General features: G+C 64.5%; 12 protein-coding genes. 5 read left to right on the top strand and 7 right to left on the bottom strand.

Annotation, left to right across the window (positions count from 1 at the left end; all coding sequences use genetic code 11):
- Positions 1-75: 75 nt before the first annotated feature.
- Together ACVWWN_RS32120 and ACVWWN_RS32115 are read right to left on the bottom strand one after the other, a co-directional pair.
- Complete coding sequence (locus ACVWWN_RS32120; protein ID WP_457147464.1) at positions 76-717, bottom strand: GntR family transcriptional regulator; 642 nt, start codon at positions 715-717, stop codon at positions 76-78.
- Between the two features lie 18 nt (positions 718-735).
- Complete coding sequence (locus tag ACVWWN_RS32115) at positions 736-2,520, bottom strand: thiamine pyrophosphate-binding protein (RefSeq protein WP_457147463.1); 1,785 nt, start codon at positions 2,518-2,520, stop codon at positions 736-738.
- Between the two features lie 79 nt (positions 2,521-2,599).
- Between ACVWWN_RS32115 and ACVWWN_RS32110 the strand changes: the two genes are divergently transcribed.
- From ACVWWN_RS32110 to ACVWWN_RS32100, 3 genes are read left to right on the top strand one after another with little or no spacing between them, the layout of a single operon-like run.
- On the top strand, positions 2,600-3,937 hold the full coding sequence (locus ACVWWN_RS32110; protein WP_457147462.1) for an MFS transporter: 1,338 nt from the start codon (positions 2,600-2,602) through the stop codon (positions 3,935-3,937).
- A 12-nt stretch (positions 3,938-3,949) separates the two neighbouring features.
- Positions 3,950-4,708 carry a hypothetical protein gene (locus ACVWWN_RS32105; protein ID WP_457147461.1) on the top strand — a complete coding sequence of 253 codons (759 nt, stop codon included), beginning with the start codon at positions 3,950-3,952 and terminating at the stop codon, positions 4,706-4,708.
- Positions 4,705-5,865, top strand: a complete 1,161-nt coding sequence (locus ACVWWN_RS32100; RefSeq protein WP_457147460.1) for an NAD(P)/FAD-dependent oxidoreductase — start codon at positions 4,705-4,707, stop codon at positions 5,863-5,865. Before ACVWWN_RS32105 ends, ACVWWN_RS32100 begins: the two co-directional genes overlap by 4 nt.
- A gap of 18 nt (positions 5,866-5,883) precedes the next feature.
- Here the strand turns inward: ACVWWN_RS32100 and ACVWWN_RS32095 are convergent, their stop codons facing one another.
- A complete protein-coding gene (locus ACVWWN_RS32095) occupies positions 5,884-6,777 on the bottom strand; it encodes a LysR substrate-binding domain-containing protein (protein ID WP_457147459.1) in 894 nt (297 codons plus the stop codon).
- Between the two features lie 81 nt (positions 6,778-6,858).
- Between ACVWWN_RS32095 and ACVWWN_RS32090 the strand changes: the two genes are divergently transcribed.
- Both ACVWWN_RS32090 and ACVWWN_RS32085 read left to right on the top strand, forming a co-directional pair.
- Positions 6,859-7,626 (top strand): enoyl-CoA hydratase/isomerase family protein, encoded by a 768-nt coding sequence (locus tag ACVWWN_RS32090; RefSeq protein WP_457147458.1) that lies wholly within the window; start codon positions 6,859-6,861, stop codon positions 7,624-7,626.
- A gap of 50 nt (positions 7,627-7,676) precedes the next feature.
- Positions 7,677-9,233: an acyl-CoA synthetase gene (locus ACVWWN_RS32085; protein WP_457149356.1), complete on the top strand. Its 1,557-nt coding sequence runs from the start codon at positions 7,677-7,679 to the stop codon at positions 9,231-9,233.
- Positions 9,234-9,511: 278 nt separating this feature from the next.
- Here ACVWWN_RS32085 and ACVWWN_RS32080 read toward each other — a convergent pair whose 3' ends face one another.
- The 4 genes from ACVWWN_RS32080 to ACVWWN_RS32065 all read right to left on the bottom strand — a co-directional run bounded on the left by ACVWWN_RS32080 (position 9,512) and on the right by ACVWWN_RS32065 (position 13,989).
- A complete protein-coding gene (locus tag ACVWWN_RS32080; protein ID WP_457147457.1) occupies positions 9,512-10,825 on the bottom strand; it encodes an amidohydrolase family protein in 1,314 nt (437 codons plus the stop codon).
- A gap of 182 nt (positions 10,826-11,007) precedes the next feature.
- Positions 11,008-11,181: a hypothetical protein gene (locus tag ACVWWN_RS32075; RefSeq protein WP_457147456.1), complete on the bottom strand. Its 174-nt coding sequence runs from the start codon at positions 11,179-11,181 to the stop codon at positions 11,008-11,010.
- A 653-nt stretch (positions 11,182-11,834) separates the two neighbouring features.
- Complete coding sequence (locus ACVWWN_RS32070; protein ID WP_457147455.1) at positions 11,835-13,652, bottom strand: ArnT family glycosyltransferase; 1,818 nt, start codon at positions 13,650-13,652, stop codon at positions 11,835-11,837.
- Positions 13,653-13,842: 190 nt separating this feature from the next.
- Positions 13,843-13,989, bottom strand: coding sequence for a RidA family protein (locus ACVWWN_RS32065; protein WP_457147454.1), 147 nt, complete (start codon positions 13,987-13,989; stop codon positions 13,843-13,845).

The raw sequence follows: 13,989 nt of genomic DNA, 5'->3' as shown, positions 1-13,989 counted from the left end.
GTGTGCTTGCGAGGTCGCGATGGGCGTCGTGACGTTCGCGGATACCGCACGTGCGCGTCCCCAGTTTGAGACCAGTTAGCGGGCCACTCGGCGCGCCATGACCGCGGCTTCCAAAACGTGCGTACGCACGACGGCTTCGGCTCGGTCCCCGTCGCGGGCCAGCACCGCCGCGATGAGTTCGGTGTGCTGCTGGGATGAGCGGTCCAGCTCTTCGGGTGTGTAGGCGGCAGCGAGTCGCAAGTTGAAGTGAAACAGCCGGTTCTCTGTGATCAGTTTGATGAGCCGCTGGTTTCCGCACGCGGAGTTGATCTGGTCATGGAACGCGTCGTTGGCGCTGACCCGTTCCTCGGCGGACGCCCGGTCGACGGCCGTGTGCGCCAAGGCGATCGCTTGGAGCTGTTCGTCGCTGGCTCGTTCGCAGCACAGCCGTGCCGCGTAGCCTTCGTTGGCCGCGCGGACCTCGTAGATCTCCTTGATCTCGTCGGCTGTGTGCTCGTAGACGTACCAGCGTCGACGCCGACTGATGATCAAACCATTGGCAGCCAGTCTCAGCAGTGACTCGCGTACCGGAGTGCGGGATACCCCCAGCCGTTCGGCAAGGTCAGTCTCGACCAAGGCTTCGTTGGGTCGCAGCACGCCGTGCACGATGTCCCACCGAATCTGGTCGTAGACGTCAGGTCTTGTGGCGGGTGAGGCCCCGACAGCATCCGCGCTCACGCTGCTCACCTCACGAGATCAGTAGATGGGTCTGGTTCGGTCGCCTTGCAGGGCACGATGCCAAGCCGGCACCTGCGGCACGACCTCGATCATGTGCGGTACCTCCACGTCAAGATACAGCGGAAGGCCGTCGGTAAGCGCTTGCGAAACGTATGCCCGCAATTCGGCGAGTGAGCGGGGCCGCTCTGCCCGCAGGCCGCAGGCCCGCGCCACGCCGACCGCGTCGATGGGTCCAGGGTCGACCCCGAAGTATCGCTCACCCTGGTAGAGGTGTTGCAGCATCTTGATCCAGCCCAGGCTGTGGTTGGTGAGCTGGACCGCGATCACAGGCAGCTGAAAACGGGCGATGGTCTCGAGCTCGCCACAGCTCATCGCGAAGCTGCCATCGGCGGTCAAGGCAAGGACTGTGCGCCCGGGCTGCGCGAGGCTGACACCCACCGCGGCGGGCAGCGCGAAACCCATCGGGCCATGACCGCGCGGGATCACGATGCTGCGGCCGGCTCGTCGGACTGGGTAGCGGTCCGCCACCGCCGGCGTCGGCGCGCCCGGGTCGGCAACCACGATCGGCTCGACCGCCGCAAGCGTGTGGGCAAGGGTGTCGAGCACGTCATCGACATGGAGCTTGCCGGGGCCTGGGTCAGGACGCAGGATCTCAGGTTGCGGCTCGCGCCGACGGGCGACGTCGGCCCGACGCTGCTCGACGGCCTCGGTGCCCCGTGCGGGCAGTGCCGCGAGCAGCTGCTGCAGCACGGTCCGCGCGTCGCCGGCGAGGGTGAGCGCGTTCGGATAGTTGCGGGCGATCCGGGCGGGTTCGACGTCGACGCCGATAATCTGGGCCGTCCGCGGAGGCGCGGTGTAGGAATCCGTATCGGTGGCGTTGGCCCGAGATCCGACCACGACCACCACATCGGCTGCGCGGAGGTACTCGATTGCCAGCTTGGCGCCACCATTGTTGCCCGTCACGCCGAGCGCCCACGGATTCGCATCGGGGATGACACCCTTACCGTGGATGGACGTCGCGACGCCCGCCCCGAGGTGTTCCGAAATGGTGGCGAGATCGTCATAAGCGCGCGAGTAGTGCACACCCGACCCCACCAGGAACGCCGGCCTTCGCGCCGCCGCGAGGAGGTCCGCAGACCGCTGGACGTCGTCCTTGCGCGCCGTCGGGCGCATCCGTGGTACGGCGACCGAGCCGGTGGCCACGTCGAAGTCGGCCGAGACCTCCTCGTCGAGGACGTCCTCGGGAACGACGACCGCCACGGGTCCGGGGCGGCCCGAGGTGGCGACGTCGAGTGCATCGCGAACGGCGGTGGGAATCTCACTCGCCGATTCAGGATGGAAGACCTGTTTGGTCACGGCACTGAACAGGGCCCGCTGATCGATCTCGGTGAGAGCGCCCGTCCCTCGCGAGTTGCGATGGATGTCGCTGGTGACCACCAGCAGCGGCGTCCCCGACGCGTATGCCTCTCCAAGGCCGCCGACGACGTAGGTGGTGCCACCGCCCGACGAGACCTCGACCACGCCGACCTGGCCACGAACACGTGCGTAGGCATCGGCCATGGCGGCCGCGTGACGTTCATCGCGCGCGAGCACATGCCGGATCTGGTCAGACCGTCGCGACAACGCATCGTAGAAAACGACCCCCGTGTCGCCCGGGACGCCGAAGAGATGTTCGACACCGGAACGGATCAGTGCTTCAACGAGGAGGTCGCCACCTCTCACTGAGGCCTCGGGGGAGTGCTGCGCGTCGGGGCGTAACCGAGGTCGACCGCGATATGTGGGGGATTCATAGGTTGCCCTCATTTCGAAAAGTTCGTCTACAGGCCTTGACGCTCCGCATACAGCTTAGAATACTAGTTCGTATACTGAAAAGGGAGACGTCATGGCGCACATCACATCCCCGAACAATGCCGGCGGTAATAGAACGGGCTCGTTGGCGCTAACCGAGGACCGCGGCCTGGCAAGAAAGGCAGCGGTAGCCGGCTTCGTCGGTACATCGCTCGAGTGGTACGACTACTTCCTCTACGGCAGCGCCGCTGCGCTCGTCTTTCCGACCCTGTTCTTCAACGGGATGGGCACGGGAGGCGCCACGCTGGCCTCGTTGGCGAGCTTCGGAGTGTCGTTCCTGTTCCGCCCGCTGGGCGGCTTTGTTTTCGGCCACCTCGGTGACCGGATCGGACGCAAGAAGACGCTGATCATGACGCTGATGGTGATGGGTGGCGGCTCATTTCTCATCGGTTGCCTGCCCACCGCAGCGACGATCGGGGTGCTCGCGCCCATCCTGCTGGTAGTCCTGCGTGCCGTTCAAGGCATCGGCCTTGGCGGTGAGTGGGGCGGCGCAGCAACCTTAGTGGTGGAGTGCGCGCCCCAAAATCGCCGCGGCCTGTACGGCTCGTCGATGCAGATGGGCGTACCTGCCGGACAACTCGGGTCCGCGGGCATGGTGGCGCTGTTCGCCCTCCTTCCGGAAGCCGAGTTCCTGAGTTGGGGCTGGCGCGTGCCGTTCCTGCTCAGTGCCCTGCTGGTGGTCGTCGGTATGTGGGTACGGAGCAAGCTCGATGAGACTCCGCAGTTCCGCGCGGTTGAGGAGACCGACAAGAAGCAGCGGATGCCGATCAAGGAGGTTCTTGCAGGGCATTGGCGGTCCGTCGGGCTGTTGATCTTCGTCCAAGCGGGTGCGACCATCGCCTACTACCTGCTGACGGTGTACGTGCTCGTCTACGTCACCGAGCACCTCGGTCTCCCGAAGTCGTGGGCTCTGACCGGCGTGCTTCTCGGTGCCGCGGTGGAGTTGGTGATGATCCCTGTCTGGGCCCGGCTGTCCGACAAGATCGGGCGTCGCCCGGTCTATGCGCTCGGCACACTCATGCTGGCAATATGGGCATTCCCGTTCTTTGCCCTACTCGACACCGGATCGCAATGGCTGATCTGTTTGGCAGTCGTCCTCGGACTCGGCGTCGGACACGCACCCACGGCCGCGCTCAACGGAAGTGTTTACGCCGAACAGTTCCCGGCACGCCTGCGTTACTCCGGCAGTTCGATCTCCTATCAGATGTCGAGCGTGGTTGCGGGCGCCCCCGCGGCGATCGTGGCGGCCTGGCTGGTCCAGACCACCGGAACGTCGCGCGCGGTCTCCATCTACGTACTCGTCGGCGCTGTGCTGTCGCTGATCGCACTGGCACTGTTGCGCGAGACCCGACAACGCGAGCTCGAGCTCTGAGAAAGGAAGCGCATGCAGAAGCTGGCCGCAGGCGCCAGGATCACGAACCTGGATGTCGGTGTGATGATGCTCGAGAACACCTTGCCGCGGCCGGCAGGTGACGTCGGCAATGCAAGAACATTCCCATATCCGGTCGCCTACGACGTCATCGCCGAAGCGGAGACGACCCGCGTCGTCGAGGACAAAGCCGTCGGATTGCTTGGCAACGCGTTGACGACCGGCCGTCGACTCGTGGCGCTCGGCGTCGGCGCCGTTGCAACGTGCTGCGGATTCCTCGCCATCTACCAGCGCGAGCTCGCCGAGCATCTCGACGTCCCGGTCGCCACATCCAGCCTCCTGCAGATACCTCTTGTGCTGCAAACACTTCGACCCGACCAGAGCGTGGCAGTGCTGACCGTCAATGGCGGCACCCTCACGAGTGAGCATCTGCGTGCCGTCGGTGTCGATGAACGCCAGCTCGCGAGGGTGAGGATCTTCGGTCTGGAGGGCACCGAGCACTTCTACCCGATGATCATCGGTAAAATCACCGAGTTGGACGTCCACCGTGCCTGCACTGAGGTCGTCGATGCCGCGTCTCGCGCTGTACGGCAGGACAATACGATCGGTGCGTTCGTGTTCGAGTGCACGAACCTGCCGCCATACGCCGGCGCAGTCCGACGGGCCACAGGACTCCCGGTATGGGACGCCACCAGTTTGATCAACTGGCTGCAATCGGGTGTCACCGCCGACGATCCGTGGTCGACCGCTTCGGAAGCGCCGGAGGGCCGATGAACGCATCGGCAGCGGTGAAAGGACCTGTCGTCATCATCGGCGGCGGCGTGGTCGGCTGCTCACTCGCATTCCACCTGACCAAGTACGGGCGCGCGGATGTCACGGTCCTAGAAGAAGGCCTGATCGGTGAGGGGTCGACCGCCAAGGCCACCGGCGGAATCCGCCAACAGTTCTCCAGCCGCCTCAACGCCGATATCTGTCACGAAGCGGTCCATTACTTTGAGAATTTCGCGGATCTCGTCGGAGAGCCGTTCCTGTTCCGACAGCACGGATACCTGTTCCTCCTGGGCACCGCGGCCCAGCGCCAACAATTCGAGCGCGACACCGCGATGCAGCAGGACCTGTCGATCAACGTGGCTCTCTTGGAAAACGACCAGATCGCCGACGTGGTGGAAGGTATCGAAACCGCCGATCTGCACGGCGCCGCGTACACACCTAACGATGGGTCGGGGTCACCCACCGACGCCACCGCGGCGTTCGCCCGGCAAGCCCGGTTGCGGGGCGCTTCGATCAACCAGAACACCCGCGCCGTCGAGGTCGAACGTGACCCGAACGGCGCCGTACGTGCTGTGCGCACCAGCACCGGAGACCGCGTCGAGGCTGGGACGGTCGTCAACTGCGCGGGCCCGTGGGCGCCACAGGTCGGTCGGCTGGTGGGACTCGACCTGCCCGTCGAGCCGCACCCACGGCAGGCGTTCGGCATCCAACCGATGCCGCAACTCCGGGCGGCGATGCCGTTGATCGTGGATCTGGCCTCCGGCGCCTACGTGCATCCGGAAACCAGCGGGGGCATCGTGGGCGGCAACGACAGAGATACGCCGCCCAGTGACGAGGCGGTCGTGCGCTGGGAACTCGCCGAGGGTGTCATCGATGCCCTCGTGCACCGCATTCCGTGGATGGAGAACGCGAGAATCAACTCGGGTTGGTGCGGTCTTCGTGAGATGACACCAGACGACCACGCCATCGTCGGCCCGTGCGAGATCGACGGCTGGTGGAATGTGGTGGGCTTCTCCGGCCACGGGTTCATGCAGGCGCCGGTAATCGGCGATCACGTCGCGCGATGGATGCTCGGATATGACAACCATCGCGACTTCACCGAATTGTCGCTCGACCGGTTCGAATCCGGCGAGCTGCGCCGCGAGTCCACGGTCTTCTAATCGATGTGGTCCAACCGGTTACCGGTGTCCGCCCGCCCGCAGTCCTGCTGACACCGCCGCTGCGAACGCATCGGTCTCCGCCGAGTGCCTGCTCTTCAGCCAGAGGGCCGATGTCCGCCAAGCCAGCGGTCCGCCGTGCAATGGCCGCCACACGATTCCGGCCGGCAACTCGGTCCACGGCTCTTCGTTGAAATGCACGCCTCTGCCCGCCAGGATCAGGCCGTGGGTGAAGTGCGGGTTGCGTGCATGCACGATGGCCGCAGGCAGATAGCCGGTGTCGCGGCAGGTCTGGAGGAAATGGTCGTACAGCGGCGGGGCCATCTGGCGCGGGAAGATGATCAGTGGATCGCCTTGAAGGTCCCGTAGCCGGACCGACGTCTGGGACGCCAACGGGTGGGACGAATTCAGCGTTACCCCTAATGCTTTCGACGCGACAGGGCCCGACTCGAAGCCCACGCTGTCCAGCGGGTGTCGGACGACCGCGACGTCGAGTTCGCCGTCGCGCAACCGCTCCATCTGCTCAACCGTGGTGAGCTCGTGCAGGTTCAACAGCACGTCCGGGGCCGCCGATGCAAAGATTTCGACTATGACCTGAAGCGCCCGTGGGTTGGTATCCGGAGGCACCGCCGCCTGCAGCACCCCCGAGGCGCCTGGCCGGATCCGACGCATGGACTCCTGTGCATCCGCCACACCGTCGAGCACCTTTCGCGCGTGCTCGAGCAACAGCGCCCCGGCCTCGGATAGTTCGACGCCCGTTCGCCGCCGATGAAACAGTCGGACGCCGAGTTCGGTTTCAAGGTCCTTTATTCGCTGAGACAGTGGCGGCTGAGCCATGTGCAGGCGCTGCGCTGCCCGGCCGAAATGCAGCTCCTCGCTGACCGCCACGAAGTACTTGAGGTGGTGAATGTCCACTCCGCACCATATCAGTTTGGTATCAAGATGAGTGGTTTTTGATGTTGGACGGGTGGGCTCTCACCGAGGTGTGATCAAAACATGTCCCAGCACGTGTTGTTCGAAAAGTACGATGCCACAGCCGTAATCACCCTGAACCGCCCCGAGAAACTCAATGCGTGGACCGAGTCGATGCGCGACGAGATCATCGGCCATCTGGACGACCTGAAGGCGAACCCGGATATCCGTACCGTCGTCATCACCGGCAGTGGCGAGGGCTTCTGCGCAGGGCAGGACTTGGCCGAAACGGCGTCGATGAGCCCCGACGATCACGCCGCCGCGGAGGCCTGGATCGACGGCTTCGACCGGCTCTATCGCGCGATACGCGATCTCGATCAAATCACCATCGCCGCCGTCAACGGCATCGCGGCCGGCTCGGGATTTCAGTTCGCGGTGCTGGCCGACCTACGCGTAGGCGACTCGAAAGTCCGGATGGGCCAACCCGAGGTGCTCTCCGGCATCCCGAGCATCACCGGAATCTGGGCGATGTGGAGCATCCTGGGTAGATCCAAGACCTCGCAGTTCGCCCTCACCGGCGAACTGGTGGATGCGGCCGAGGCCCAGCGTCTGGGCCTGTTGAACTACGTGGCGGACGACGGTGCCGTGCTGGACTACGCGAAGGATCTGGCTGCCAGGCTGAGCACCCTGCCCCCTGGCGCTGTGCGTTTGACCAAGAACCGGCTGCGCCGTCTCGAGGAGGACACCCTCAGCGACGCAATTATCGAAGCCAAGCGCGTCCACCGCGAGGCCTACGGCACCGGTGAACCGCAACGCGAAATGACCCGATTCCTGGCCGGCCGGACCCGTTGAGGGTTAACGTGCCTACCCCCAGTTCGCTTGGCGAAGATTGCTACCCGGCGATGGTCGCCGCCCACAGGTGGGATGTGCCGGAGTTCTACAACATGGCCGTTGACATCGTCGACCGACACCCGCGCAACAAGCGCGCCCTGATCGTGGACTCCGCCGTAGAGGGTCGGCGCGAGGTTGAGTGGGGCGAAATCCAGGATCGCTCGAGACAGATCTCCACCGCCCTTCAGGAAGCCGGGATTCAGAAGGGCCACAGGGTGGCGGTACTCCTGCCCCAACGGGCCGACACCCCGGCCGCTTACCTCGGTGTGCTGCGGACCGGAGCCATCCTGGTCACGATGTCGCTGCTATGGGCCCCCGAGCCAATCCGCCACCGGCTCAAAGACAGTGGTGTCTCGGTGGTCATTGCCGAACGCTCCACCAGGGAATTGTTCGAAGACTACGACGGAACCTTCATCGACATTGACGGTCCGGCCATCGCCGAACGACCCGCGGTGTTCGATGACATCCAGACCGGGGCCGACGATCCCGCACTCATCTTCTACACGTCGGGCACCACCGGAAGGGCCAAGGGAATCGTGCATGCCCACCGAACACTGTTGGGCCACAATGAGTTCAATTGTTGTCACCAGATCGGCGCGGACGATGTCTTCTATGGGGCCGGGGACTGGGCTTGGTCCATGGCGAAGCTGATGGGACCGTTGCGGCTCGGAGCGACACAACTGGTGTTCCGGCCCGCCGGTGGCTTTGAACCTGCGGCGCTTCTGGAGAGCATGAGCCGCAATGAGGTCACCAGCGCGCTGGTCAATCCGACATTCTTACGTAAGATGCGTGAAGAGGTTCCCGACGCCGGCGCTCGGTTCCCGCTGTCCCTGCGGACGGTGTGCTCCTCGAACGAGCCCCTGACCCCGGACCTGATCGACTGGTTCCGAACACAATTCGGCGTGATTGTGCTGGATTACTACGGCTCCACCGAGTCCTATCCACTGCTTGGAAACTTTCCGGGAGTTCCAGTGAAACCGGGCTCCATGGGCCGCCCACTACCGGGGTGGGACGTTCGCCTGTTGGACGATGATGAACAGGAAGTGGCGTTGGGGCAGACTGGGGAGATCTGTCTGCGAGCGCGGTCAAACCCACAGTATCCCTTGGGCTACTGGAATATGCCGGAGGCGTCGGCTGCCACATTCGGCGGCGGTTGGTATCACACCAAAGATCAGGCCTATGCCGACAACGACGGCTACTTCTGGTTTCTGGGCAGAACCGATGACGTCATCAAGACCTCCGGTTACCGCGTTGGTCCTTACGAGCTCGAAGCTGTCATTCGCGAGCTCGAGCCGGTAAAGGACGTATCAGTGACCGGCCTGCCCGATGAACTTCGCGGTCAGTCCATCAAAGCGTGGGTCGAACTGGCGCCGGGGCACACCGGAGATGCAGAGCTGAGCGAAGCTATTGTTTCGCACGCGAAACAGAAATTCTCCCGCTTCGCGTATCCGAGGTTCATCGAATACGTCGCCGAGCTGCCGAGGTCGGCGACCGGCAAAGTCCAGCGGGCACAGCTTCGTGCACTTAGCACCTCTAGCATGGCGACGGGGCTCTTCCAAAGGAGCTGAAGATATTTCGGGACAGCCGACCACAGGTAAATGGATACTACTGGCAACCGCCATATTTGATAACGCCGTATTCGTCGGGCGACTGGACGCTGTCGTTTCCGGAGTTGAAAGTAGCCAGAATCCAGGCTATTGAGGTTGTGAGGGTCTCTCACGAGACGAAGGTCGCCGCGTTGTCGCGTTCGGCCAGGGCGGGATCGAAGCGCCCCTGAACACTCCAGATCGGTGCGTGCGAGTAGTCAGTACCTTGCGATACAACGGGTGAACTGATCACGGTCCGATCATTGTCGATTGAGTTGGTGACGAAGCCGGTCGCCGGACTCGAGTAGGCGGCTCTTGAGGTCGTCGAGATCTACACCGATGAGGCGGTGCTCGCGTTTGCGCCACCTCCCGGCGACGATCACCGCCTCGATGTTGCCGACGCCGGCGTGCAGTGCCGTGGCAACCGGATCATGTGCGGGCCAGAGGTTCAGGGCGCGGGCGTCGACGGCCACCACGTCCGCCTGCATCCCGGGTTCGATCCGGCCGACCCGGTCGTCCAAACCGAGCGCGCGGGCTCCGTCGACGGTCGCCCAGGACAGCGCCTGTTTGCAGGTCACCGTCGGTGCGGTGGCCGCGGCGCCGGTGATATGGCGAATGCACTCGTGGTCGAGCCCCCGCTGGTGGGCCAGTGCAACGCGCGCCGCCGTGAGAAGCTCTCCGCCGATGGCTGTTTCGGTGTCGATGCCCAGCGACGGCGCCGTTCCGTAACGCAGAAGCAGTGCGGTGATCGGTTGTCCGTGGCCGTGCCCGAGTTCGTTCTCGGGTGTGATGGTGAATGAGGCACCCGCATCGATCAGGAGCTTGATCCAGTGCTCGGTGAGTCCAGCACCGTGCACGATGTTGGTGGTGGGTCCGAAGAGCCCAGTCCGGCGGACGGCGTCCCACGCGGCGGCAGGCGCACCGCCGCTTTGGTGCATCGACGCCACGATGCCGCGCTCTGCCGCGGCGCGGAAGTCCGCCACCGCGACCTCGGGAGCCGACAGTTGCGGACCGAGAATGGCCATTCCCACCGTCACCAGGGACGTGTTCGCTGACGTGATGCCGATGAGGCGGTCGACTTCGTCGAGTGGGTGGGTGACGGCGGGGGCGCGCTCCGGTGAGCCGTGCAGGAAGACAGCGCGGATGCCCGCACCCTGCAGCGCCGCCACCGCGGCGTCACTGTGTTCGGGCGTGGCATTGTTGTGACACCAGTCGCCGAGAGTGGTTGTGCCGCAGTTAATTTGATTGAGCGCACCCACCAGGTTGCTGATGTGGACGTCGTCCGGGCGGTAGTGCGGCGCGATGCGGCCGCGCACATGAGTGAAGTACTGCGACAGTGTCCACTCGGCGCCGATCGATCGCAGAGCTGTTTGCCAGGTGTGCAGGTGTGCATTGATCAAGCCGGGCATGACGATGCGGCCGCGCAGGTCGACGACGTCAGCGCCCGCCGACTCGAGGCCGCTGCCCGTCTCGGTGATGACGTCGTCCTCGATCAGCACGTCGATACGTTCGCTGTCGGGGCGGCCGGGCGCCATGGTGATTACCTGCGCACCGCGCAGCAGTATCCGGGTCACCGGTCGATGTTAAAGACGCACTGCGCATGCCGGCGCTCGGTGCGTGACGAATAGCCGCACCTGGCACCAGGCGCGCTGGGGCTACGTGGTCGCAGAAGCGCTGAACAGGGGAGCCTTCGGTGTTGCGCCGGAAGCGAGACGTGAATGCGCCCGTGACGCCGGTGCGAACGGACCGACATCATTTACAGCTTCGTCAAGGCGAAGGAATCGGGGGCACTCTGCGGGCAGGCGGCGGGATCCGTCGAAACGCCGCTGACTTGGCCGGCCAGCGTCGTCGCATCCCACGACCACGTCTGTACTTCCGAGTGGCGCGTGCCGTCGGGGCAGCTCTGGCCGTCTGGCCGATTGACCGTCATGGTCGAACGATCACCCGCAAGCTGCGCCTCGCCGCTCCACCCGGTTGAACTGACGATGTGCGCCACACACCCGGCCGCCGGCGGGCACGTCGAAGTAGCGATCCAGGAGGTATGGCCTCCAGAGGCGCCGCTGAGGTTCAACGAAAAGGTCCCGCTCAAATTGTCAGCCCATGCCGGGCTAGCAAATCCCGGTGATAATCCGGCGGCGATTAAGGCTGCGGCCAGCGTACGGCTGACGGTCATGGTGCTCCTCCTTGCAGTTGCCAATATCCTCTCGGGGACTTGGGATCTTCGCAGCAGAACGACAGCCATGCCCCAATATCGGCACTATTTTTACGCTGCGACATCATGCGTCACAGTCGCCTTTCAGCAAATTCGCAGAATTGACTGAGGAGGCCCGTTTCGAGATGGGCGCGGAGACTGAGCCTCGGTGACGGCGCGTCTGGCGGACGAACGCCGCCCATCCGGAATGTCTTTCACTGGGAAGGCAGATGCGGACGCGGACAGCTGGTCCCAGAACCATGACCCGGCTCGGCGTCGGCCTCGCCAGCAGACCCGCGGGCGGTCCCTCGGCGGTGAGGTCTCTCGCGGCCAAAACGTGGGCTCAGAGTGCGAACTACGAGTCGTCTGTCACGAGGTGGCCCGATGACCCATTATGGCTTTGCCGGCACCCTGAGGTCGTAGACGACAACGGATCCGGCCTTGGCCGGTGCGAAGTGAGCCTTGACCCACTCGGTGATGTCGGCATGCTGTTGACTCCCGGCTTTCCGGGGGCCGGGTCCGTTCTTCGCGACGATGTAGTACGCAATCCGGTGTTGAGCGACGTAGTCCTGGAACTGCTGCAAACTCGGCGCTGGGTCGGTGCCCAGGAATCCGCCGATGGCCATGACGGCGGTGTTGGTGGATAACTCCAGGCCGGCAGCGGGGGACGAGCGAAGGACCGCCGCCGACCATTCGGTGTGGGTGGTACGCAACAAGGCGTCCAGTTGAGGGTTGTCGACGGACAGCCAGGACGCCATGGCCTCGTTGCCCGATCGAGCCGCAGCTTCGGGTCCCACGATTGCCAGCGGTCCATTGTGCGGCTGGCCGATGGTGGCAAGCGCGTAGGCGGCCGAACCCGCGAGCCCGCCCACCAGTCCCATCATCAGCGCCAGGGCAGCCCACCGCTGACGAGCCTGCGAGGACAAGCAGACCAGCAGCGTGACCGACGCTGCGACAGTCACGAACAGAACGATCCAGCGCAGCGGCGGCAACCAGCCCTGATTGCGGCCAAGTATCCACCAGCTCCAGACGCCCGTCACCAACAGCATTGCCGCAAGCCCTGTCCGGCCGCATTTGGATGCGCGGCTCTGCCACGTCTGATGGACGCCGATCGAAAACGTGCCCGCCATTGCCGCGGCCAACGACATGCAGTAATACGGCGGGATCTGAGTGTGCATGAAGCTGAGCACCAGTCCATCGACCAGGAGCCAGCCGCCGAACAGCACCGCGCCGGCTCGCACCGGATCGGTCCGCGGAGAGCGGCCCCGTGAGACGATCACCAGCACCACGGCCAGCAATGCCGCCGGCAGCAGCCAACCGATCTCGAAGCCGAACTCGCCCGAGAACAACCGCGGTGCGCCCTGCACCTGGTTGTGCGTGCCGAATGGAGAGTTGAGACGAACCTCGGCGCCGGCCGACGTGCCGATCACGTGATCAGAAGCCAGAAGCCGGTGATTGTGTCCCAATACGCGGCCGAATCCGTTGTAGCCCAGCACGAGATTCATGAAGTTGTTGTCGGTCGAGCCGGCAATGTAGGGCCGTGACGAGGCGGGCCAGAGCAGGGTGAGCAGAACGAACCACCCCGCGGAGACAACGAAGGCCGCCGCGGCGCCGGCCAGGTGAAGCAGGCGTCGGCGCCATCGAATCGGCGCTGCGATCAGGTAGGCCAGACCGATTGCCGGCACCACCATCAGACCCTCGAGCATCTTGGCCAGGAACGCGAAACCCAGAGCGACGCCCGCGAGCGCGATCCACTTGGCGCTGCCGCGGTCCAGTGCCCGCACGGTGCAGTAGGCGCTTGCGGTCATCAGCAGCAGCATTACTGCATCGGGGTTGTTGTAGCGAAACATCAACGCCGCCACAGGGGTGAGGGCCAGGACCGCACCCGCCAACAGCGCGGCGTTCGGTCCGCTGATGCGCCGCACCGCTGCATACAGCAATGCGACGGACGCCACACCCATCAGCGCCTCGGGTATGAGCATGCTGGCGCTGCTGAAGCCGAAGATCTGCCCCGACATCGCCATCACCCACTGCGAAACGGGCGGCTTGTCGACGGTGATGAAGTTGTGGGAATCAAGCGAGCCGAACAGCAGTGCCTCCCAGTTCGTCGAACCGGCCTGTGCCGCACCGGCGTAGAACTGGTTGCCCATCCCATTGATCGTGATGTCCCACAGATAGATAACAGCCGTGGCCAGCAACAGAAACGCCAAACCAACGCGTTCCCATGCCTTGTTGCTGAGGCGATACGAATGACGGGTTGGAGAGTTGCCACTCGCGTTGGGAGTCAAGTACAACGTCGACGTCACAGCACCATTTAGTCATGTGAACCTGTGTGATGCTGAAAGCGCTGGGACGGCCTGATCCGACGCTGCCCGAAGGCGCTCGGGGTCTATGTCGCGGCTACGCCATGGCGGTGATCGCGAACGCGTCGTAGGCGTCGTTGATGGCCGCGAAGTCGTCGCGCTTGGTGAGGTGGACACGGAGCATCACCACATCGTCGAAGGTCGCTGCGCCGGGGTCGGGGATGGCGGCCGTCTTGTCGGTCAT

It is taken from the genome of Mycobacterium sp. URHB0021 (assembly GCF_054057895.1).
This window is presented reverse-complemented; position numbering and strand designations above follow the sequence as displayed.